Here is a 21,288-nt window from a genome sequence, read left to right on the forward strand (position 1 = left end):
CACCTCCGCGCCGCCTACATTTATGGGGGGGGCTGAAACTACACAAACACTACCCCCCCCTCCAACTCCGCCCCCCCCGGGGGGGGGGGGGGGGCCCCCCCCCCCCCCCCCCCCACCACCCGCGGCACGTCCGCCGATTCCGCTACGGGCCGCCGGCCGCCCCACGGCGTCCGCACCGCCGACGAGACGAGGTGTCAGAAGCGATTACCGAACCGCAGGCAGGGTCACGTTTTCGCAGGTGAGGTGCGTGGCCGTCGCTCGGTAGGCACGCTCGGGCCGTCGTGTTGGTGCGGGGCGTGGTCGGAGGTGGCGGATGCCGTCGGTGCTGGGGGTACCGGAGCGGCGTGAGCGAGTGGTGCTGGCCAGGGCGGAGGAACTGCGCGCCGAGTGAGAGCGTCACCAGGGTGGACGCGGCCAGGAGCCGGGAGAGCGCACGATCATTGAGAGCCGGACCGTACCGGGCGGTGAGATGGCCGGTTCGTCACGGACGTACCCGGCCTGCACTGCGCGATCACCGAGGCGCTGCTCAGGCCCGGGCGCTACTTCGGCCGGGAGTGGCACGCCTTCCGGGACTGCCTGGGCGGAGTAGGCGGTCGACACCCGGGCGGGCAGGCCGACGCGGCGCAGCAGTCCGGAGCCCACCCAGGTCCAGGGACGGACCGGGAACGCGGCCGTGTACGTCTTCTCGCAGGGGTGGAGGGGGCGTCACCCGTTCGCGGCGGTGCTCCTCGTCGCCGCCTCGGCGGCGGTTGCCGGGTCGCCGGTGCGCGCTCGGACGCCGCCATCGGCCAGTGGGTCGCGAACGCCCCGCAGCGCATCCCGGTCTCGTCCCGATCCCCGTGTTTCGAGGCGGGCATCGGTGCTTCTCGACCCAGGCCCCTCCCCGGCACGGAACGGCCGCTCACCGGCCGCGCACCTCGGCGGGCGCGTGCACGACCCGACTGGGCCCTGCTGCGGTGCGGGGCACGAATCGACTTCGCAGTATGGCGTCTAACGACCCTCATCCTGTGTGACGAGTCGAGCGGAGCCGACGCGTAGCAACCGGCACCGCCTCGGAAGGACGACATGCCCATACGCAATCGCGGCACAGCTGCCGCAGCCGCCATGTTCCTGGCCGGTTTGACAGTGCTGAGCGTGGCTCCGGCCCACGGCACGTCCGGCCTGGGCGCCAGCCGCCAGAAGCCGGCAGCGAGGGAGGGTGCCTCCCCGCTCGTGAGCCGTCCGCAGTCCGGCCTGTCGCCGGGACGGCAGGCCGGAGAGTCCGGGCCCGCAGACGCGATGGCCGGCACCTACACCGTCGCCCCGGGTAACACGTTGTGGGACATAGCCCAGCAGACCCTCGGCGACGCCATGCGGTGGGACAGCCTCTACGACCTCAACCGGCAGGCCATCGAGCACGAGGCCCTTCGGCACGGATACCCCGCCAGCGACCGGGGCCACTGGATCTTCCCGGGCACGGCGCTCACTCTGTCTCAGCCCCCGATGGCGCGAACGCAGCCGTCGTCGCGGTTCGTGACCGCTCCCTGCCCGACCACGTACGGAGAGCTGGAGGACACCCGCTGCGGCTTCCTCGTCGTTCCGGAGAACCGGGCGCACCCGTCACCGCGGACCCTTCGCCTGGCCGTTGCGCTCGTCCGCTCGTCATCCCCGACGCCGCACTCCGATCCGATCGTGTTCTTCACCGGGGGGCCCGGCGCGGACGCCGTCGGAGACATCTCGGGACTGATCGAGGCGGGACTGAACCGCGACCGTGATCTGATCGTCCTGTCCCAGCGCGGGACGTACTCGTCCGAGCAGCCGCTGACGTGTCCGGAGATCGACCAGTTCTACGGGGAGCGCGTCCACCTCCTCTACGACGCGCCTTCCACCGGAGACCGGTACGCCCAGGCGGCGGCCCGGTGCCGTGACCGGCTGACGGCCCAGGGGATCGATCCGGCTGCCTACAACACCAGCGAGAACGCCGCGGACGTGGCGGATCTGCGCAAGGCCCTGGGAATCCGGGAGTGGAACGTCCTCTCGCATTCCTACGGGACGCAACTGGCGCTGACCTACATGCGGACGTTCCCCGAAGGCGTCCGTTCCGTGACGGTCGACGGCGTCGTACCGCCGTCCGTGGCGACGCCCGGGTGGACGTGGAGCAGCATGAGGGAGGCGTTCGACAATATCGTGAGCGCTTGCGCGGCGCAGCCCTCCTGCCGGCAGCGTTACCCGGACATCGGTGCCACTTTCCTGCGCGTGGTGCGTCAGCTGGAGGCTGATCCGGTCACCACCCACGCGACGGTGCCGCAGGTCGGACGGGTGGAGGTGGTCCTCGACGGCGGGGCGCTGCTGAACTGGCTGGTGCGTGCCAGTCACGCTCCCGAGACCTTCGCGGTGGGCGTGGACGAGCTGGCCCACGGTCACCCCGAGCGCATCGCGGAGCAGTGGGCGGGCGCCTGGCTTCCCGGCTCTCAGGGGATGTTCGCTCACGGGTTGTCGCTGAGCGTGTGGTGCAGCGAGTGGGTTCCGTTCGAGACGCCCGAGGAGCAGCTCGCCAAGGGTCAGCAGGCCTTTCCCGAGCTCCCCCGCTCGGTTCTGGCCCAGGCGCCTCAGCTGCCGTTCCTGCGCCAGGCGTGTCGGGCCTGGAACGTGCCGAAGGCGCCCGACTCCGTGCGCGAGGTCACTAGGAGCAGCATCCCCACGCTTGCCATCTCCGGGAGCTTCGACGCGCAGACCGGGGCGCAGTGGGGGTCCTACGTGGCCCGGACGCTCTCCCGCTCCAAGGTGGTGACGCTGCCCGGTGTCGCCCACGGGACGTACGCCACCCCGTGCGGGGCGAAGGTGATCACCTCCTTCTTCGACGACCCTGAGCATCCCGACACCCGATGCGTGAATTCGGTGGAACCGGCGCCGTTCGTCATCGGCAGTGAGGGAGCCGGTACCGGTGAATGAGGATCTGCTACCGACCGGCCTCGGCACGGTGCGCCCTGCTGTGTCCTCTGGGCGTCCCGAGCCCCCGAGGTGGTCCCGCCGTGGCTTTCTGAGCACGGCGGCGGCGGCCGGCTGCGCGGCCGTCTCGCTGGGAACGGCGGCGCCGGCGGCCGGGTCCCCGCGATCCGCTGTCCGGGGAGGCGGCACGGGCGGCACCGGGAACTCGCTGTTCAACGCCCTCGACGCCAAGATCGAGGAGGGCATGCGAGCGTACGCGATTCCCGGTGCGGCGGTGGGTGTGTTCCTGGACGGCCAGGAGTACGTCAAAGGGTATGGGGTCACCAATGTCGACCATCCGGTTCCGGTCGACGGTGACACCGTCTTCCGGGTCGGTTCGACCACCAAGACCTTCACCGGTACGACGGTGATGCGGCTGGTCGAGCGGGGCGAGGTCGAGCTGGACGCCCCGGTCCGCCGTTACCTCCCCGACTTCGGGGTGGCCGACCCGTTCGCGTCGGCGCAGGTCACCGTGCGGCAGTTGCTCAACCACAGTGCTGGGTGGCTCGGCGACGACTACCAGGACTTCGGCGGTGGTGACGACGCGCTGGCCCGCTTCGTTGCGTCCATGGCGCGGCTTCCCCAACTCACCGCACCCGGAGAGGTGTTCGCCTACAACAACGCGGCACTGTGTGTGGCCGGCCGGATCATCGAGGTGGTGACGGGCACGACCTACGAGGCGGCGGTGCGCGAACTGGTCATCGATCCGCTCGAGCTGGGCCACAGCCGCTTCTCCAGCGACGAGATCGTGGGCTTCAACGTCGCGGCGTCCCACGACGTCGTCGACGGCAAAGCCGTGCTGGAGCCGTCCTTCTGGCCGCAGCCACGCTGCCTCGCGCCGACCGGCGGACTGATCTCCAGTGCGCGCGACCAGCTGAGCTGGGCCCGCTTCCACCTCGGCGACGGCGCAGCCCCCGGTGGCACACGCCTGTTGAGCAAGCAATCGCTGGAACGGATGCGCTCCGCGCCCGGGCCCGGCGGCACGCTGGTCGTGGAACTCGACGGCATGGGAGTCACCTGGATGCTGCGCCCGACCGCCCAGGGGAGACGGATCGTGCAGCACGGCGGGACCTGGCCTGGTCAGATCTCTGGCTTCCTGATGGTTCCCAGCAGCGGCTTCGCACTGACGCTGCTGACCAACTCGGAAGGCGGCAAGCGGCTCAGGGACGAGCTGTTCACCGACGACTGGGCCGTCAGCCGGTACGCCGGTGTGACCAACCTGCCGGCCACGACCAAGGCCTTGAGCGGCCAGGAGCTCGCGCCCTACGAGGGCCGCTACATGGCCCAGCGGATCAACGAGGAGGGTGCCGTGGAGGATACGGTCATCGAACTGACCCGTCAGAACGGTCAGCTGCACGGTACCCAGACGGCCCATGACCCGGCTGGCCGGGACGAAGCCGCCTTGGAAGAAGAGGACTCGGTCCAGGACCAGGCCACCGAGATGAAAGTCGCCTTCTACCGGCGGGACTTCGCACTCGACCTCGACCCCGAGGGCAGACCGGTCGGCACCCGCACCGACTTCGTACACGGACCCGATGGGAAGGTGCTCTGGTGGCGCAACCACGGCCGACTGCACCGCCACCAGACACAGTGACCGGGCACAGGGGGAGCCGAACGGTGCGCCCAGAGCGCGGACGCCCGCGTGGCCGGTGACGGAGGCGCCGAACTGCGCTCCCGCCACCGGCTTCGGTGTCCAGGTCAGCCGTGGGAGAAGGTGACCTTCGGCAGGACCCGGTCGAGCCATCGAGGGGTGTGCCAGGCGGCCCGGCCGGTCAGCCGGAGGATCACCGGGAGCAGGACGAGGCGGACCAGCGCCGCGTCGAGGAGGACGGCGACGCCCAGGACGATGCCCATCTCCTTGGGCGGCAGCGGTCCGGAGATCGCGAAGGTGAAGAAGACCGCGACCATGACGCCGGCGGCCGCGAAGATCACCCGGCCGGAGTGGGCGAGGGCGCCGACCATGGCCTCCCTGGGGTCGCCGCTGTGCTCGTAGTGCTCCTTGGCGGAGGCGAGCAGGAAGACGGTGTAGTCCATCGCGATGGCGAAGATCATCGCGAAGAAGAACACCGGCGCCCACCCGTCCAGGAAGCCCTGTGACTTGAACCCGAGCAGGCCCGCGCCGTGGCCGTCCTGGAAGACCAGCCGGGCGACGCCGAACGCGGCTCCGGTGGAGAGCAGGCTGGCGGCGGTGCCGAGCGCGGAGATCAGTGGCGCGCGCAGGGCGATCAGCAGCAGCAGGAAGCCCAGGGCCATGACCACGCCGATGACCAGCGGGGTCTTCTGGGTGAGCAGGTGCTGGAGGTCGAGGTTCTCGACCGCCGCGCCGCCGACGAGGGTGTCGTGCGGGAGTTCGGCGCGCAGGGTGTTCACGGTGGAGCCGAGCTGCGGGCTGGACGGGTCGACGGTGGGAACGGCCTGGATCATCGACCATCCGGAGCCGTCGGCGGCGCTCTGGGCGGGCATGACGCCGGCGATGCCGGGCGTGTGGGCGATCTGCTCGCCGACCATGGCGGCCTGCCCGCTGGGGGTGATGATCTGCAGGGTGCCGGGGGCGCCGGGGCCGAAGGCCTGCTGGACGGCGGTGTAGCCGGCGCGGGCGCTGTCGTGGGCGGGGATGACGGTGATCGACGGCATCGCGGTGCGCAGTCCGATGACCGGTGCGGCGAGGGCGATCAGCGCGGCCAGCGCCAGGGCACCGTAGCGCAGGGGGTGCTTCCACAGGCGTTCGCCCCAGGCGGCGAAGCGCGGGGAGCGGTGTTCGCCGCTCTTCACCCAGGGCAGCGCGAGGGCGTCGACGCGGTGGCCGAGCTTGCCGAGGACGGCGGGCAGCAGGGTGAGGGTGGCGGCCAGGACGAACAGGACGGCGAGCATGATGCCGCCGGCCATCGAGCGAAACGCCGGGGACGGGACCAGCATCACGGCGGACAGGCTGACCAGCACGGTCGCGCCGGACAGCAGCACGGCCTTGCCCGCCGTGTCCATGGTCTCCGCGACCGCCTCGGCACTGCTCATCGAGCGCCCCATGCGGGCGCTGCGGAAGCGGACGACCAGGAAGAGCGCGTAGTCGATGCCGAGCGCGAGGGCGAACATCATGGCGAAGTTCATCGCCCAGATCGACACCGGGAACAGATGGCTGATCAGCACCAGCGAGCCGGCGGAGGCGGCGAGGCCGGCCATGGTGAGCAGCAGCGGCAGTCCGGCCGCGACCAGCGAGCCGAAGGCGAGGACCAGGATGGCCAGGGTGACCGGCCAGGACATGATCTCGGACTTCATCATGGCGTCGTGGTTGGCCTTGTTGAAGTCGCTCCACAGCACGGATGCGCCGGTGGCGTGCACGCTGACACCGTCGGTGGACAGGGCGTTCAGCGGGCCCTTGAGGTCGTCGGCGGCGCGCACCATGTCGTCGGGGTTGGCCTTGGCGCCGGCGAGCAGGATGGCGGTGCGGCCGTCCTGGCTGACGGTGGCGCCGGGCTGGGGCGGGACGACGGTGGAGATCCGGGGGTCGGCTGCGGCGACGGCTTCGGCCTTGCCGATGACCTGCTGGACGGCGGGGTCGGTCACCGGCCGGTCGGCGGCGACGACGATCTGCAGGGCGGAGGAGGCGTTGCCCGCGAAGTGCTGTTCCGCCAGTTGGCGGACCTTGACCGACTCGGAGCCGTTGGCCTGCCATCCGGCGCCGGACAGGGCGCTGGTGACCTGCGGGGCGAACGCGCCGAGCGCGACCACGACCAGCAGCCATCCCACGAGTACGGCCTTGAAGTGCCCGGCCGACCAGGCGCCGAGGCGACCCAGGAGGCCGGCACGGCCCGGCGGACCGGGCGGCGCCGGGGTGGGGGGCTTGACGAGGGAGGTGTCCGGGTGAGGCACGGGGGTGCTCCGTTCCGAGGGCGGCCCGGCGGGCTCGCAATACGGGTGGGGGTATATGGAAATCCGGGAAAAAGGGCCCGCGGGAGCGGGCCCGGGACGGGCGGTCAGCCGGCGAGGACGTCCAGCGCGGCGCGCAGCCGACCGGCGGCCTCGTCGGCCACGGCTTCGAGCGCCGGCCGCTCGGTGACCCGCACCATCAGTTGCGGGTCCATCACCTCGACGACGGCGTGCCCGTCGGCCGCACGCACCACCACGTTGCACGGCAGCAGCAGCCCGATGCGCCGGTCGACCTGGAGGGCGCGGTGGGCCAGCGCCGGATTGCAGGCCCCGAGGATGACGTACTCCTCGATCTCCTCGCCGAGCTTGGCCCGCAGGGTGGCCTGGACGTCGATCTCGGTGAGGATGCCGAAGCCCTGCTCGGCGAGCGCGGCACGTACGCGCTCGACCGCTTCGTCGAAGGGCAGGTCGAGGGTGAGGGGAATGCCGTAGTCCATGGGGTGCTCCAATCGTGGCGTGAGGTCAGGGGGATCAGGTGGCGAGATCGCGGCCGGAGAGCGACCACCCTGCGGTTCCGCCCAGGACGGAGGCGGCGTCGAACCCGGCGCGGCCGAGCAGTTCGGCTCCGATTCGGCTCCGGCTGCCGGAAGCGCAGATCACCATGATGGCGCGGTCGCGAGGCAGCTCGGCAAGGCTTCCCGCGAGCATCCCCAGCGGGATCCAGCGGGCGCCGGGCACATGCCCCGCGGCGAACTCGAAGGCCTCGCGCACGTCGAGCACCAGCGCGCCCCGCACCCGTGCGGCGGCGAACGCCTCGATGTCGACTTCCCGAACCATGATCCACCTCTCTGAATACCCCCAAGGGTATGCAACAGAGTACGTCAACACCCCAAGGGCGAGCTGCATTCCGCCGCGCGCCCTTGGGCACGTCGCGTGCCCTCACATTCCAGCCCGCCCGCGAGCAGGCCAGCAGGACATGGGACCCGCCGCACGGCGCCGCCGGCTGGCGGGCGCGATGTCAGGCCAGGGCGAGGAAGAGCTTTTCGAGCTCGCCCTCGCTCATCGGCGGCGCGTCGCCGTCGGCGGTGGCCATGCACTGGCGCATGCCACTGGCCACGATCTTGAATCCCGCCCGGTCGAGGGCGCGGGAGACGGCGGCCAGCTGGGTCACGATGTCCTTGCACTCGCGCCCGGCCTCGATCATCGCGATGACGCCGGCGAGCTGACCCTGCGCGCGGCGAAGGCGGTTGAGGACCGCGCCGACCGCGTCGTCGTCGACCTGCATGTGCGCACCTCCAGAGTGTCGTTCTCCCCCCAGTTTACCCGGTGGGGTATAGGAACCGGGCGACCGCGTTCTTGCGCAGGTTGCCGCGGATGCCGCCAATTGCTCCACGGGCGTGGGTGCCGCGGCGCGACCTCCGGCGGTGAGCAGGTGCCGGCCGTTTGCGGTCGCGGCCCAGCCGTGGGGGCCGGCACGGACGGTCTCGACCACCCCCCTGGGGGCCATGGGTGACGACTCGCCCTCGGCCCGGGCCGCCCAGGGGGGTGGTCGAGCAGGCGCTGGGCGAGTTCACGCGCCTCGACCGGACTCGGGCCGAGGCGGCCGAATCGAGCCGCCGCGTGAGCCGGAAAAATACGGGGTAGGGTATCCATTGCCCTCAAAGATACCCCCATGGGTATTATCGAAAGCAAGGGGCGCCGTTCACGGGCCGCCGTTCGCCACCGCCAGGGCGTCACCGGCGCCAGTGCGCCGCTTCCATCGACTCGCAACACACCCATCGGAGGCCAGCCATGCTCTCGACCCACCAGTCACCCGCCCCGCCGCAGGCCACCCCGACCGAGGCCGAGCGGATGGTCTCGACCGGCCGGGCGGTCCTCGTCGACGTCCGCGAGCAGGAGGAGTACGCCGCCGGCCGATCGCCCTCCGCACTGTGGGTGCCACTCGGCGTCCTCGACGCCGGTGGCGATCTGCCACCCGACGCGGCGGGACGGACGGTGCTGGCGATCTGCCGCTCGGGCAACCGCTCGCAGCACGCCGTCGCCCTGCTCACGGCGCGCGGCGTCACCGCCGTCAACGTGGCAGGCGGGATGAGGGCGTGGGCCGACGCCGGGCTCCCCGTCGTCACCGCACACGGCACTGGCGGTCAGGTCATATGACCGCACTCGTTCTCGCCCTGATCGCCGGTGCCGTCGTGGGCCTGGCGCTCGGCGGCCTCGGCGGAGGCGGCAGCATGCTCGCCGTTCCCGCCCTGATCTACCTGCTCGGCTTCTCCCCCGCCCACGCCGGCACCGCCAGCCTCCTCATCGTCGCCGCCACCTCGCTCACCGGGCTCCTCGCCCACGCCAGGGCAGGCCGCGTGCGCTGGCGTACCGGCCTGTTGTTCGCCGCGGCCGGCCTTCCTCTGGCCGCTGCCACGGGGGCGTTGTCCGCCCACCTTCCCGCCACCCTGCTCACCGTCGCGTTCGCGGTGCTGGCGGCGTTCGCCGCCTGGCGCATGCTCGCTTCCGCCCGCAAGCCCAAGGACGCCGCCCGACACCGCCCCGACGCCGCGGGGTCCGACCGAACCACCGAGAGCCGCCCCGGGCGCTCCGCGGCCGCCGGCGCCGGCCTCGGGGCGGTCACCGGCCTGCTGGGCGTGGGCGGCGGCTTCCTCGCCGTCCCCGCGCTGGTATCCGTCCTCGCCTTCACCATGGCCGAGGCCGTCGGCACCAGCCTGCTGGTCATCAGCGCCAACTCGCTGGCCGCCCTGGTGCCACGCATCGGCACGACCGGCTCGCTCGACTGGGCAGTGATCGCCCCGTTCACCGCCGCCGCCATCCTCGGCGCCTGGGACGGCAAGCGACTGGCCGACCGCTTCAGCGGCCGCACCCTCCAGAGGTCGTTCGCCGTCGCGCTGCTCGCCGTCGCCGCACTGATGATCACCGACGCGCTCCACTGACCCCCGCACCCCACTCCCGGACGCCGGCACCCGCCGACGCCCCCGCTCCCCCATCGGATGGACCCCACCCCATGGCAACGCCCCTGACCGTCGAGCAGCTCCACCCCCGCCTCGAAAAGCTCACCGTCATCGACGTCCGCTCCCCCGGCGAGTAAGCCGGCGGCCACATCCGCGGCGCCCACAACATCCCGCTCGACCAGCTCGACCGGGCCCTGCCCGCGCTGCGCGCAGCCGCCGAGCACGGCGCGATCGCCGTCGTCTGCGCCTCCGGTGCCCGCTCCCGGACCGCGTGCGAAGAGCTCGCCGCCACCGGCATCACCGCCCACACCCTCATCGGCGGCACCTCCGCATGGGCCCAGAGCGGCCGCCCCCTCAACCGCCCCGAAGGCGCACGCGCCGTCTGGGCCATGGACCGCCAGGTCCGCTTCGTCGCAGGTTCCCTCGTCGTCCTCGGCGTCGTCGCCGACCTGGCGCTCCCCGGCGCCCGCTGGTTCTCCGCCGCCGTCGGAGCCGGTCTCGCCTTGGCCGCGATGACCGACACCTGCGCCATGGGCGCCATGCTCGGCAAACTCCCCTACAACCGCCCCCGCGCCGGCGCCCCCGACCTCGACACCACCCTCGCCACCCTCGCCACCCTCCACCGGTAGCCGCCCACCGCCGGGCACGCCGCACCGGCCGTGCCCGGCACACCGCCGAGACCGTCGACAGCGCACCGACGGGGCATCCATCCAACAGATTCTCGGAGGCTCAACGGAAACAGTGGTCCGGCAAAGCCTGTGCGGGCCAAGGTGCTGTGGGGCATTCTTCGGAACGACACTCCGATCGTTCACCGCCGCCTCACCGAACCCCAAGGAGTTCGCCGATGCACGAACAGCCGGACGGGACACCCGCCGAACCGACGGGGGGCACGCCCCCGCAGCCCAACTCTGCCCGGCCTGAGGACTACCCGCAGCCGGCGCCTGCGCAGTGGTATCCGCAGACCCCATTCGGCCCCGGGCCGCCACCCACCGCGCGAGGCCCCCGTCGTACCGGCCTGTGGGTCGCGCTCGCCGTGGTCGGAGCGTTCCTCGCGGGCGGCGCAGCCTACGCCCTGACCTCTTCCGGTGACGGTGCAGGGCCCGCAGCCGCACCGGGCGCACTTCCCTTACCCGCCGGTTCGGCGGGCGGAGGCGGTACGGGGGGCGCGGACTCGACGCCGACCGGCGGAAGTCCGGGCGGACAACCGCCGGCTGCCGGGAGCCAGCCGTTGTCGCAACTCCACTTGCCGGACTCGTTCATGAACATGGCCCGCAACGACGGCAGCACCATGGCGAAGCTGATGCGGCAGCAGGGCCAGGCGCTGGCGGCCAAGTACCCGGACGTTCACACCACCGCCACGGCGTACCTGGGTGGCCGATTCGGTCAGAACTACGTCACCGTGATGGCGTTCGACAAGGACAGCGCCATCCCCGACCAGGCCCGCAGCCAGATCCTGGCGAACACCTGGCGCCCGGTCAGCGTGCCGGGCATGAGCGTGGTTCACGGACAGGTCAGCGACGCCGATCCCGGCCCTCTCGGCGGGACCTTGCAGTGCGCGGAGTCGTACACCAGGACCGCGACCACCGACGCCTTCGGCAACAGCGTGTACAGCGCGACCCAGTGCGTGTGGATCGACGCCAACACCCTTGTGGTGCTCGACATTTCGGATGCCGTGTCCGGACAGGACATCACCAAGGGTGCGGAGGTGGCCCGGGAGTTCCGTGCTGCGGCCGAGTCGAGCCGCTAGCCCGGTTCCTTCCATCGCCGGGAAGCGGGGCCTCGGTCCGTCCCCTGGGGCAGACCGGCTCGGACGCGCGTCCTCGGGAGAGGTCCAGCGGGCGTGGACCGGGCCTTTGGGTCGGGGACCTCGGCGCGTCGGATCCCGGGCGCCTCCAGCGTGTGGCTGGGAGGCCTGTAGGCCTGCCGCCCCGGGAGACCCTCCGATCGCCCAGGTCGAGACCCTCCAGTCCCTCGCCGAGTCCCAGGCCGGCCGGCTCGCCGAGCGCCTGCGACTGCGCTGCACCGACATCGCCGGACGGCAGGCTCTCGCCCCGAGCCTGCAGCCGCTGTCCGTGTCAGGGCATCACGTTCTCTCGCCGCGGGCGGACCCGGCACAGATCGAGCGCGGTCACGAACTGCTGGGCCGCTAGCAGCCGTTGACTCCCGATCCCCCCTGCACCGGTAACGGCGTTCGGCCCCTCGTGCCCTGCCCGGAGGCGGTTGGGGCATGGGGGGCCGGAGGCCGGATCATCCAGTTGTCGCGGTCCGCCCTGGCCTCAGTTCCGTCAGGTAGTAGAGGCCCGCCACCAACGGGAAGGCGATACCGCACCACGCGATGCCCACCCAGCCGTCGTTGTCGTACACGACGCTGGCCACGGCCGAGCCGACCGCGCCTCCGCAGAAGAAGATCGCCATGTAGAGACCGTTCAGACGGCTGCGGATCTCCGCGCCCAGGGAGAAGATCGCACGCTGCCCCAGCACCAGGTTGCACGACACCCCGACGTCGATCAGGAGCGCCGCGACGAACAGGATGGCGACGGTGTGTCCGCCACTGGCGAACACCAGGGCGAACGAGACCACGACAGCCAGGATCGCGAAGGCCGTCGCCGGCCGCGTCAGGCCGCGGTCGGCGAAGCGGCCCGCGAACGGCGCGACGAAGGCGCCCAGGATCGCCGCCAGCGAGAAGACCGCGATGCCGACCTGGCTCAGGCCGCACGCCGGACTCGCCAGGATCAGTGGCACAGCGGTCCAGAACAGACTGAACGCCCCGAACAGCATGGCGTGGTAGAACGCCCGTCGCCGCAGGATCGGCGTACCGACGAGCAGTTGCCCCATCGACCGCAGCAGCACCGGGTAGCGGACGGAGGTGGTCGGCTTCCGCTCTGGAAGGACCGAGCGCAGGATCACGGCGAGCACCAGCATCAAGCCGGCGGAGAGCGCGAACACCGCACGCCAGCCGAGCAGATCCGTCGTCATGCTGGAGACGGGCCGGGCGAGCAGGATGCCCATCAGCAGGCCGCTCATGACATTGCCGACGACCTGTCCACGGGTTTCGTCCGGGGCCAGGTGCGCCGCGAAGGGCACCAGCATCTGCACCACGACCGAACTCAGGCCGATCACGAGCGAAGCGGCGAGGAACAGGCCGGCGTTCGAGGCGGCCGACCCGGCCAGCAGCGCCACCGCACAGGCCACCAGGGTGACCATGATGAGACGGCGGTTCTCGAAGATGTCGCCCAGGGGAACCAGCACGACGAGACCGACGCCGTAGCCGATCTGAGTCAGGGTCACCACCAGGCTGTAGGCACTTGCGTGCAAGCCCACATCCGGGCCGATCAGACCCACCACGGGCTGCGCGTAATAGATGTTCGCCGCGACCGCACCGCAGGCCAGCGCCATGAAGAAGGTGAGTCGGCGTGATATGCCCAGCTGTGCCGGTTTGCTTGTCGCGCTCTCAGTATCCATTGCTCTCTCGATAGGATTGATGCTCGCATCGACGGGCCAGGAATTCCCCGATGGGCGGGGAATTCCTGGCCATCGACGGGGGTGATGTTTCCGGAGCTGGTCAGCCCACCCCGGTCACGCGCTGCTCCGGCACTCGCCCGAGAATCTCGCACAAGGCCGTGCGCAGCGAGTTCACGGCCTCCGTGGAGTCCGTCTTACGCCAGGCGACGAATGCGTCCGGGCGTACCAGCAGGCAGCCGTCCTCCGGTATCTCCGTGACGTTGGCCCAGTCACCGTAGAGATCCTGCAGGGTGTGGCCCGGGCCGACGACGTGCGCGGCGATCTCGATGTCCAGCTCCTCCGAGACCTGCCGGGCGGCGTCCAGCCAGCTGTGCCCGTTCAGCCCGGTCAGCAGGGAGAACCGGCCCTTTCCCACCACGTCCAGGCTCGACACCTGCGCACCGTGCCGGTCGAGCCACGCATGCGGCAGGCGCGCGCCGGGCCGGCTGGATGCCTGGTAGTACAGTTCGGGATCGCGCTGCCAGGCCGGCTGTGGGGTGCCGTCCGGGAGGACGGCGTCGGACTCGTAACGGTGATTGAATTCGGCGCCCTGCGTGGCGAACTCGTAGGACTTGTGCTCGATGGCCTCGCGCAGCATCTTGCGCTTCTCGGCGCCCTCGGCGGAATTCTCCTTCAGGACGGACATGTTGGCACGCATGCGGTCCGCGTCCAGGTTCGCGTCCAGGCCGAGCGCGGCAAAGACTCCGCCGAAGTCCTCGATGCTCTTGTTCGCACGCTCGACGATCTGCTTGCCGACCGGCGGGCGTTCCTGGTCGTACGTGCTCAGCAGCCGGTCCGTGGCCTGACCCTTCAGGACCATCGCCATCTTCCAGGTCAGGTTGTAGGCGTCCTGGATCGACGTGTTCGAGCCGAATCCGTTGGACGGCGGGTGACGGTGCACCGCGTCGCCCATACAGAACACCCGCCCCTGGGAGAACTTGGTGGCGTACATCTGGTTCACCGTCCAGGTCGAGACCGAGCGGATGGTGATGTCCACGTCGGGGTCCCCGATCAGCTGGCGGGCGATGCCGACCGCATCGATCTCGGAGACATCGGGCTCGCCCGCGCTCATGTCGTAGCCCCACACGATCTGCCACTCGTTCCACGGCCTGACCATGCGGAGGAGGCCCATGCCGATGCCCCCGACGTTGGCACCCGGCTGCATGATCCACCAGAGATAGCCGGGACGGTGCGCCACCAGGTGGGAGAGATCCGCCCGCAGAATGATGCTGATGCTGCCGGCGAGCCCCATGTGGCCTTCCATGGGCAGGCCGATCTGCTCCGCCACGCGGCTGTTGCTGCCGTCCGCCCCGATCAGGTACTTGGCCCGGATCGTGTAGCGCTCGTTCTTCAGCCTGTCCAGGACGAGCGCGGTGACACCGTGCTCATCCTGCTCAAGGCTCAGGAACTCCGTGTCGAACCGCACATGGCTGCCGCGTTCGGCGGCGTTGGCCAGCAGGATGGGTTCGAGCAGGTTCTGCGGCAGGTCGCACTGTTCGGCGGGGCTGGTCATCGCGTAGTCGCTCTGCCGCTGCGGCCGGTTGGCACCGTAGGGCAGTCGGCCCAGTTCCTCGCCCGTCAATCCGGTGCAGAAGACGACGTTGCCCATCACCTCCTTCGGGGCGGCCTTGGCGATGACCTCGTCCGCCACGTCCAGGTCCCGGAAGACCTCCATCGTGCGCTGGTTCTGGTAGTGCGCGCGCGGACTGTCGGCGAGCCAGCGGTACTTCGTGATGACGAGGTTGTCGATGCCGTACGTGCTCAGCATCAGTGCCGAGGACGACCCCGCCGGGCCGCTCCCGACGACCAGGACGTCAGTGTCGTACACGCGATTTTCTCCTGAATTCATTTCCACCCGGTTCATGTGACGTTGAGAGTGCCGGACCGGTCCGGCACCAGCTCGGTGTTCATCGCGTCGTAGTCGAATACCCAGGCGGGGTCTTCGGCGTCCCTGAGCCACGAGTTCGCCGAGGACACGGCCTGGACCCGGCTGGTGCGTTGCCTGCGGCTCTCGGCGTAACGCCAGAGCGCTTCCTCGATCTCGTCCTCGGCTTCCAGGCAGCGCAGCAGCAGTGCGCCGTCCTCGATGGCCATGGCCGCCCCCTGGGCCATGTGCGGCCGCATGGGATGGCAGGCGTCGCCCAGCAGGGCGATTCGCCCTCGGCCCCACTGCTGCAACGGCGGGCGCTCGAAGAGCGGCCACTTGCTCAGGGCCTCGGCCGCGTTCAGCAGGCCGAGCACCTCCTCGCAGGAGCCGGCGAAGGCCGCCAGCATCTCGTCCTGGTCGCCGGGGACCCAGGACTGCGGATACGTCCACGCCTCAGCCGGTGCACCGGCGACGAAGTAGTAGTCATCAGTCCCGGAGTCGGTCGGGTAACCGATGACGAACCGGTCCTCCGACCACCACTTGGTGATGCACGTCCGGTCGACCGGGACCGGGACACTCGCCGGTACGCCCGCCCGGTACGCGACCTGGCCGGAGAAGCGCGGGCGTTCGGCGCCGTGCATCGCCTCACGGACCCGGGAGCCCAGACCGTCGGCGCCGATTGCACAGGAGGCGTCAGCGGTGCTCCCGTCGGCGAAGCGCATCCGCACCCCCTCGCCGGCCTCCCCGACCCCGACGAGTCGCTTGCCGTACCGGACGCTGCCCGGCCGCAGGGCGCCGAGCAGTTCCCGGTGGAGAACGCCACGGCTGACGGTGAGATAGGGCGCTCCGTACCTCTTCTCGGCCCGCTCGCCGAGCAGCAGCGTGCACCTGACGGAATGCGAATCCAGATTCCGGCTGGTGAATGATTCGGGCAGGCGCCCGGATCTGACGAGTGCGTCACCGACCCCGATGTGGAACAACACGCGCATCACATTGGGAGTCAGATGTATCCCCGCGCCGGCGGGCTCGAACCTGTCCGCCTGCTCGAATACTTCCACAGCATATCCGGCTCGCTGCAGCAGCGCGGCAGTCGCGGCTCCGCCCAGCCCGCCGCCGACGACGGCGATGGAGTTCTCTTTATCGACGCCCATGGGGCTCCAGACCTTTCATGCGTTTTCTCCCGGACTCGACGGCGTGAAACTATCCGTGCGCCTCGAGCTCGTCGTACATCAGATTCAGCAGCGCCGAACGCCGGTCGCTGGGCAGCCAATCCGGCCGGTCCTCCACGACGTCCTTGACGAAATCCCAGAAGTCGGTGCTCTGGCTGATGCCGTAGTCCCGGGCCATGGTGACCAGGCGGATGCGGGACAGGAAATCCGGCTCCTCCAGCTCCTCCTTGCTGGACACCACCTTCCCGGCGTTCATGAAATACGGGAGGATCGAGCTCTCGGGCGTGTCCGGCGACCAGACCAGCCACATCTCCTGGGTGACGCCGGTGGTGTTGACGAAACCATGCGTACGGTTGCGCGGAACGTAGAGCAGCTCCTTCGGGCGCATCGGCAGCAGGGCGACCGTCTCCTTGTCGGCGCCGTTGCCCGGAGTGATGTCCAGATCCGGGAACTCGTTGGGGCCCACGAAGATGCTGAACCCGCCGTTGGGCGCGTAGAACCATTCGTCGGTGCGGTGGTGGATGTGCGGAGGCGGACCGACGTGCGGCGGCACGGTCAGCTTGGAGAACAGGTACTTGCCGCCGTTGCTCTCGCCGGTCTGCACGAAGTCGAAGACCTCGCCCGCCGGGCCCAGGACCAACGGCTTCTCCGGGCCGGGCTTGATCTCCGGGAAGTCGAATACTTCGTAGTCTGCGCTCGTCATGTCACTTTTCTGAATCGGAGGTCGGCATCGGAGTCAGGGTGAGGAACGTCCGTAGTCCGCTCGGCGCGGGACCATCGACGGGAATCCGGGCGCAGCCGTGCCCGGCGGTGAAACGAGAGGGCCGCGCCTTGGAAGGCCGGAGGCGTCAATGAAACGCGAGACGAGCAGTCGGCAGATAGTGGCCGAGGCTCGTGACCTTGAAAGTTGTACAAATCCCAGATGGCTGTAGATGGACCACTGGGTGGCGATGCGGGATGCCCCAATCCCGATATGCGTCGTAATTTATCCCAGCCCGGCGGTCCGGCGCAAGACGTCCAGCGAATTCAGAGCCAAGCTCCGGTTATGTCCGAATTGCTGACGATGCCTGGGAATGGGTGCGATCGTTCTGGGTTGCATCGCCACTCGACGGGCGGATAGGCTGCGGCCGAACATTTCCCGTCCTCTGCCACGAGGACGCACCTGAGCCGTCACCAACGGACTCGCTCCGCTCCGACGAGAGTTCAGATCCGCCGGAGCCACCGGGCGCGTTGTCGCCATCCGACACCGCTCTTGCCGCGCCACACCGTGGCCATTTCCGGGCCCACCGTCCGTGAACTGCAGCCTCTTCGCGCCGCACTTCGAACAAGTCTGCGAACGGGCGTCTCCCCTCACCCGAGCCAAGCCGACAGGATCGAATAGATGAGCGAACGAATGACAGGCGCCCAAGCCCTGGTCAGGGCCCTGGAGCATGCCGGAGTCGACACAGTGTTCGGGTTTCCGGGCGGCCAGATTCTGCCCGCCTACGACGCGCTCTACGACTCCGTCAGAATCCGGCACGTGCTGGTCCGGCACGAGCAGGGAGCCGGCCACGCCGCGGAAGGGTACGCCCAGGCGACCGGCAAGGTCGGCGTCTGCATGGCCACCTCCGGCCCGGGCGCCACGAACCTGGTCACCCCGATCGCCGACGCGTACATGGACTCCGTCCCGATGGTCGCCGTCACCGGCCAGGTGCCGAGCAGCGTGATCGGCACGGACGCCTTCCAGGAAGCCGACATCTGCGGCATCACCCTGCCGATCACCAAGCACAACTTCCTGGTGACCGACCCCGACGAGATCCCGCGCACCATCGCGGAAGCGTTCCACCTCGCCTCCACCGGCCGTCCCGGTCCGGTCCTGGTCGACATCTCCAAGGACGCGCTGCAGGCACGCACCGAGTTCCGCTGGGAACCGGTGACCCACCTGCCGGGCTACCGGCCGATCACCCAGCCGCACAGCAAGCAGATCCAGGAGGCGGCCCGGCTGATCTCCGCAGCCGAATGCCCCGTGCTGTACGTCGGCGGCGGAGTCCACAAGGCGGGCGCCTCCGCGGAGTTGCTCCGCCTGGCGGAGCTGACCGGCATTCCGGTCGTCACCACTCTGATGGCCAGGGGCACCTTCCCCGACGGGCACCCGCTCCACATGGGGATGCCCGGCATGCACGGCAGCGTCCCCGCGGTGGGCGCGCTGCAGCAGGCAGACCTGCTCATCGCCTTGGGCGTGCGGTTCGACGACCGGGTCACCGGGCAGCTGTCCTCGTTCGCACCACGGGCCAAGGTCATCCACGCGGACATCGACCCGGCGGAGATCTCGAAGAACCGGGTGGCGGACGTCCCGATCGTGGGTGACTGCAAGGAGGTCATCGCCGGCCTCGTCCAGGCGATCGACCGCCCCGGTGACTACGTCAAGTGGCGCGCGCAGCTCGACCGGCTGAAGGCGACCTATCCGTTGGGGTACGAGGACTTCGAGGACGGCTCGCTGGCCCCGCAGTACGTCCTGGAGCGGCTCGGCTCCATCGTCGGGCCGGACGCCCTGTACGTGGCCGGCGTCGGGCAGCACCAGATGTGGGCTTCCCAGTTCATCGGCTTCGAGCAGCCCGGCTCCTTCATCACCTCCGGCGGCCTGGGCACCATGGGGTTCGCGGTGCCCGCCGCGATGGGCGCCAAGATGGGCCGGCCGGACACGGTGGTCTGGGCGATCGACGGAGACGGCTGCTTCCAGATGACCAATCAGGAGCTGGCCACCTGCGTGGTCGAAGGCGTGCCGATCAAGGTCGCGCTCATCAACAACGGCAAGCTCGGCATGGTCCGCCAGTGGCAGGGGCTCTTCTACGGCCAGCGGTACTCCAACAGCGATCTGCAGATGGCTCGGCACATTCCCGACTTCGTGAAGTTGGCGGAGGCGTACGGCTGCGTCAGTCTGCGGTGCAGCCGGCCCGAGGACGTGGACGACACGATCGCCAAGGCGATGCAGATCAACGACGTGCCGGTGGTGGTGGACTTCATCGTCCACGAGGACGCCATGGTCTGGCCCATGGTCCCGGCCGGGACCAGCAATGACGACATCAGGATCGCCCGGGACATGACGCCGAACTGGGAGAGCGACAACTCATGAGCAAGCACACCCTGTCGGTCCTGGTCGAGGACAAGCCCAGCGCGCTGACCCGGATCACCGCTCTCTTCAGCAGGCGCGGTTTCAACATCGACTCCCTCGCCGTCGTCTCGGCCGAGCAGTCAGGCCTCTCCGAGGTCACCCTGGTGGTCAACGCGGACGACCGGGCGCTGGAGCAGGTGACCAAGCAACTCGACAAGCTCGTCAACGTGCTGAGCGTCACGGAAGCCGGCTGACGGAACAGAACGAACGAGGCTCCCCGGCCGGTCGAGCGAGATGTCCCACCTCGCGAACAACCGGCCGGGGAGCCTTCGGGTTCAGCGGACGCCGGACAGCTGCGCGGGGTTCCAGCCGGTGAAGGCGGCTCCGTCCAGGTTGAGCGCTGCGGCGCGGCTCTGCAGGGCGTCGGGAGTGGTGACGGTACCCCAGGAGCCGTAGATCAGACGCTGTTCCAGCGCGTGCAGGCCGGCCACGATCTCCGCGGTGGTGAAGTTGCAGTGGCCCTGCCTGGCGACGAACGCCTGCCGGAGCAGGTCTCCCGTTCCCGACGCCTGGACGCGCGCGGCGTACGCGTTCTCCTGCTCGACCGGGACCAGCTGGTCGGCGGTGGTGTGCAGGGTCAGCATCGGGACGCCCAGGGAAGCGACCGTGGAGGTGGCGGTCAGGTTGGCCCGGGCCGTACCGGAGGCCGTGATGTCGGCGCCCGCGCTGAGGGCGGCGGTGTCGGCGTTCAGGTCGAGGCCCGCCGCACCGTAGAGGGCCCGTACCTCGTCGGCGTGCCAGGACTTGGTCAGCAGAGCCGTGTAGTCGACGCCCTTGGTGTAGGCGGGGTTGCCTCCCGCGGACTGCTCGACGGCGTAGCGGCCAGGGATGATGAAGTTCAGCACGCCCTGCTGCAGCCACTGGTACTGCTGCGCTTCCTGGTTCGCGTAGTCGGTCGGGGCGGGCGGGGCCTGGCCCGGGGCCCAGGCCGCCTGGTTGAGGTAGGCGGCCGCGAGGGCGATCCGGGCGCGCCCGGCCGGCGTCTGCTGCGCGGAGTTGACGGCGGCCGTGAGGCGGTCGGCCAGCGCGGAGGCGCTGGCGCCGTCGCGCAGGTTGACCAGCTGCGGCAGGTCGGCGCGGTCGAAGAACCAGGCCAGGGTGTATTCGGCGTCGAGCTGGTAGTCCTCCAGGTCGACGCCCCCGGCGACGAGTCCGCACACGTTCAGCGCGCCGTCGATGCGGCCGGCGCCGTCCCGGGCGATCTCGGCGTTGACCAGGCCGCCCATCGAGGCGCCGATCGAGACCACGTGGACGGGCCGGCCGGCGGTACTGCCGAATGCGGTGATGGTGGCGTACTGGTCCTGCTCGGCGGACTTGAGGGCCCAGGCCGACCCGTGCGGGTCGAAGGAGGAGCCGGCCAGGGCGTAGCCCTCGGCGAGGAGTTCGGTCGCGGCGGCGCCGGACGGGGCGTCGGCGGCGGTGAGGGAACCGAAGCCGTGGCTGAACAGCAGCAGGATGCCGTTCCACTGGGCCGGCTTGTCGGCGATCCAGGTCGCACCGTCCTGCAGGGTGCCGCTGTAGTGGGTGGTCGCGGTGACGGCGGCGGCCGGGGCGGTGGCAGCGAGCGCGGTCGGGAGAGCGAGGGCGGTGGCAGCGAAAAGCGCTGTCAGGGCCCGGCGGGGCGATCGGGGCACGCGGGCTCCATCACGGTAGAGGCGGGGTGGTGGTGGCGCGCTGCAAATGTAGGGCGGATTTCTTGCGGCCGTCAATAAGTTGCCCACTATGCGGCCGCGCCCGGCCGGCGCGAGCCGGTGCTGATCCGCCCCGCCCCGCCCCGGGAACGGCGAGAGCGGCCACCCCGATCGGGGTGGC

The 21,288-nt window shown here is 70.3% G+C and carries 15 protein-coding genes and 3 pseudogenes; 9 read left to right on the plus strand and 9 right to left on the minus strand.

The window, feature by feature from the left end:
- Positions 1-480: 480 nt before the first annotated feature.
- From ACFWIS_RS37405 to ACFWIS_RS37415, 3 genes and pseudogenes are all read left to right on the plus strand, one after another.
- A pseudogene (locus ACFWIS_RS37405) lies at positions 481-1,038 on the plus strand (hypothetical protein); the annotation flags it as partial.
- A gap of 27 nt (positions 1,039-1,065) precedes the next feature.
- Complete coding sequence (locus ACFWIS_RS37410; protein ID WP_380462329.1) at positions 1,066-2,931, plus strand: alpha/beta fold hydrolase; 1,866 nt, start codon at positions 1,066-1,068, stop codon at positions 2,929-2,931.
- A 40-nt stretch (positions 2,932-2,971) separates the two neighbouring features.
- Positions 2,972-4,561 carry a serine hydrolase domain-containing protein gene (locus tag ACFWIS_RS37415; RefSeq protein WP_380524240.1) on the plus strand — a complete coding sequence of 530 codons (1,590 nt, stop codon included), beginning with the start codon at positions 2,972-2,974 and terminating at the stop codon, positions 4,559-4,561.
- Between the two features lie 104 nt (positions 4,562-4,665).
- Here the strand turns inward: ACFWIS_RS37415 and ACFWIS_RS37420 are convergent, their stop codons facing one another.
- The 4 genes from ACFWIS_RS37420 to ACFWIS_RS37435 form a co-directional block, all read right to left on the minus strand.
- Positions 4,666-6,834 (minus strand): MMPL family transporter, encoded by a 2,169-nt coding sequence (locus ACFWIS_RS37420; protein ID WP_380462331.1) that lies wholly within the window; start codon positions 6,832-6,834, stop codon positions 4,666-4,668.
- Between the two features lie 104 nt (positions 6,835-6,938).
- Positions 6,939-7,328 (minus strand): DUF302 domain-containing protein, encoded by a 390-nt coding sequence (locus tag ACFWIS_RS37425; RefSeq protein WP_380462332.1) that lies wholly within the window; start codon positions 7,326-7,328, stop codon positions 6,939-6,941.
- 34 nt (positions 7,329-7,362) lie between these two features.
- Complete coding sequence (locus ACFWIS_RS37430) at positions 7,363-7,668, minus strand: rhodanese-like domain-containing protein (protein WP_380462333.1); 306 nt, start codon at positions 7,666-7,668, stop codon at positions 7,363-7,365.
- A gap of 181 nt (positions 7,669-7,849) precedes the next feature.
- Entirely contained in the window at positions 7,850-8,116 is a 267-nt protein-coding gene (locus ACFWIS_RS37435; protein ID WP_380462334.1) for a metal-sensitive transcriptional regulator, read from the minus strand.
- 506 nt (positions 8,117-8,622) lie between these two features.
- Here ACFWIS_RS37435 and ACFWIS_RS37440 point away from each other — a divergent pair.
- The 4 genes and pseudogenes from ACFWIS_RS37440 to ACFWIS_RS37455 all read left to right on the plus strand — a co-directional run bounded on the left by ACFWIS_RS37440 (position 8,623) and on the right by ACFWIS_RS37455 (position 11,535).
- Positions 8,623-8,988, plus strand: coding sequence for a rhodanese-like domain-containing protein (locus ACFWIS_RS37440; protein ID WP_380462335.1), 366 nt, complete (start codon positions 8,623-8,625; stop codon positions 8,986-8,988).
- The gene (locus ACFWIS_RS37445) at positions 8,985-9,770 is read left to right on the plus strand and encodes a sulfite exporter TauE/SafE family protein (protein ID WP_380462336.1); all 786 of its coding nucleotides are present in this window, start codon (positions 8,985-8,987) and stop codon (positions 9,768-9,770) included. Before ACFWIS_RS37440 ends, ACFWIS_RS37445 begins: the two co-directional genes overlap by 4 nt.
- Before the next feature lie 71 nt (positions 9,771-9,841).
- Positions 9,842-10,417: pseudogene (locus ACFWIS_RS37450) on the plus strand (rhodanese-like domain-containing protein).
- 635 nt (positions 10,418-11,052) lie between these two features.
- Complete coding sequence (locus ACFWIS_RS37455) at positions 11,053-11,535, plus strand: hypothetical protein (RefSeq protein WP_380524238.1); 483 nt, start codon at positions 11,053-11,055, stop codon at positions 11,533-11,535.
- 500 nt (positions 11,536-12,035) lie between these two features.
- Here ACFWIS_RS37455 and ACFWIS_RS37460 read toward each other — a convergent pair whose 3' ends face one another.
- The 4 genes from ACFWIS_RS37460 to ACFWIS_RS37475 all read right to left on the minus strand — a co-directional run bounded on the left by ACFWIS_RS37460 (position 12,036) and on the right by ACFWIS_RS37475 (position 17,028).
- Complete coding sequence (locus tag ACFWIS_RS37460) at positions 12,036-13,250, minus strand: MFS transporter (RefSeq protein ID WP_380462338.1); 1,215 nt, start codon at positions 13,248-13,250, stop codon at positions 12,036-12,038.
- Between the two features lie 100 nt (positions 13,251-13,350).
- Entirely contained in the window at positions 13,351-15,117 is a 1,767-nt protein-coding gene (locus ACFWIS_RS37465; RefSeq protein WP_380462339.1) for an FAD-dependent oxidoreductase, read from the minus strand.
- A 32-nt stretch (positions 15,118-15,149) separates the two neighbouring features.
- Positions 15,150-16,307: an FAD-dependent monooxygenase gene (locus tag ACFWIS_RS37470; protein WP_380462340.1), complete on the minus strand. Its 1,158-nt coding sequence runs from the start codon at positions 16,305-16,307 to the stop codon at positions 15,150-15,152.
- Positions 16,308-16,356: 49 nt separating this feature from the next.
- Positions 16,357-17,028, minus strand: coding sequence for a hypothetical protein (locus ACFWIS_RS37475; RefSeq protein WP_380462341.1), 672 nt, complete (start codon positions 17,026-17,028; stop codon positions 16,357-16,359).
- Positions 17,029-17,706: 678 nt separating this feature from the next.
- Here ACFWIS_RS37475 and ACFWIS_RS37480 point away from each other — a divergent pair.
- Both ACFWIS_RS37480 and ilvN read left to right on the plus strand, forming a co-directional pair.
- Positions 17,707-19,437 carry an acetolactate synthase large subunit gene (locus ACFWIS_RS37480; RefSeq protein WP_380462342.1) on the plus strand — a complete coding sequence of 577 codons (1,731 nt, stop codon included), beginning with the start codon at positions 17,707-17,709 and terminating at the stop codon, positions 19,435-19,437.
- A pseudogene (ilvN, locus tag ACFWIS_RS37485) lies at positions 19,434-19,661 on the plus strand (acetolactate synthase small subunit); the annotation flags it as partial. The gene ACFWIS_RS37480 and the pseudogene ilvN, both read left to right, overlap by 4 nt.
- Before the next feature lie 90 nt (positions 19,662-19,751).
- On the opposite strand, the gene ACFWIS_RS37490 reads toward ilvN, so the two are convergent.
- The gene (locus ACFWIS_RS37490; RefSeq protein WP_380462343.1) at positions 19,752-21,110 is read right to left on the minus strand and encodes an alpha/beta hydrolase; all 1,359 of its coding nucleotides are present in this window, start codon (positions 21,108-21,110) and stop codon (positions 19,752-19,754) included.
- Positions 21,111-21,288 lie beyond the last annotated feature (178 nt).

The sequence above is a fragment of the Kitasatospora sp. NPDC127060 genome (assembly GCF_042724935.1).
In the GTDB taxonomy this organism is placed as follows: domain Bacteria; phylum Actinomycetota; class Actinomycetes; order Streptomycetales; family Streptomycetaceae; genus Kitasatospora.

Excerpts from the sequence above, each read along its gene's own strand:
- ACFWIS_RS37410 (WP_380462329.1), top strand. The coding sequence starts at position 1,066 with ATGCCCATACGCAATCGCGGCACAGCTGCCGCAGCCGCCATGTTCCTG.
- ACFWIS_RS37470 (WP_380462340.1), bottom strand. The coding sequence starts at position 16,307 with ATGGGCGTCGATAAAGAGAACTCCATCGCCGTCGTCGGCGGCGGGCTG.
- ACFWIS_RS37445 (WP_380462336.1), top strand. The coding sequence starts at position 8,985 with ATGACCGCACTCGTTCTCGCCCTGATCGCCGGTGCCGTCGTGGGCCTG.
- ACFWIS_RS37480 (WP_380462342.1), top strand. The coding sequence starts at position 17,707 with ATGAGCGAACGAATGACAGGCGCCCAAGCCCTGGTCAGGGCCCTGGAG.
- ACFWIS_RS37460 (WP_380462338.1), bottom strand. The coding sequence starts at position 13,250 with ATGGATACTGAGAGCGCGACAAGCAAACCGGCACAGCTGGGCATATCA.
- ACFWIS_RS37425 (WP_380462332.1), bottom strand. The coding sequence starts at position 7,328 with ATGGACTACGGCATTCCCCTCACCCTCGACCTGCCCTTCGACGAAGCG.
- ACFWIS_RS37455 (WP_380524238.1), top strand. The coding sequence starts at position 11,053 with ATGGCCCGCAACGACGGCAGCACCATGGCGAAGCTGATGCGGCAGCAG.
- ACFWIS_RS37440 (WP_380462335.1), top strand. The coding sequence starts at position 8,623 with ATGCTCTCGACCCACCAGTCACCCGCCCCGCCGCAGGCCACCCCGACC.
- ACFWIS_RS37475 (WP_380462341.1), bottom strand. The coding sequence starts at position 17,028 with ATGACGAGCGCAGACTACGAAGTATTCGACTTCCCGGAGATCAAGCCC.
- ACFWIS_RS37435 (WP_380462334.1), bottom strand. The coding sequence starts at position 8,116 with ATGCAGGTCGACGACGACGCGGTCGGCGCGGTCCTCAACCGCCTTCGC.
- ACFWIS_RS37430 (WP_380462333.1), bottom strand. The coding sequence starts at position 7,668 with ATGGTTCGGGAAGTCGACATCGAGGCGTTCGCCGCCGCACGGGTGCGG.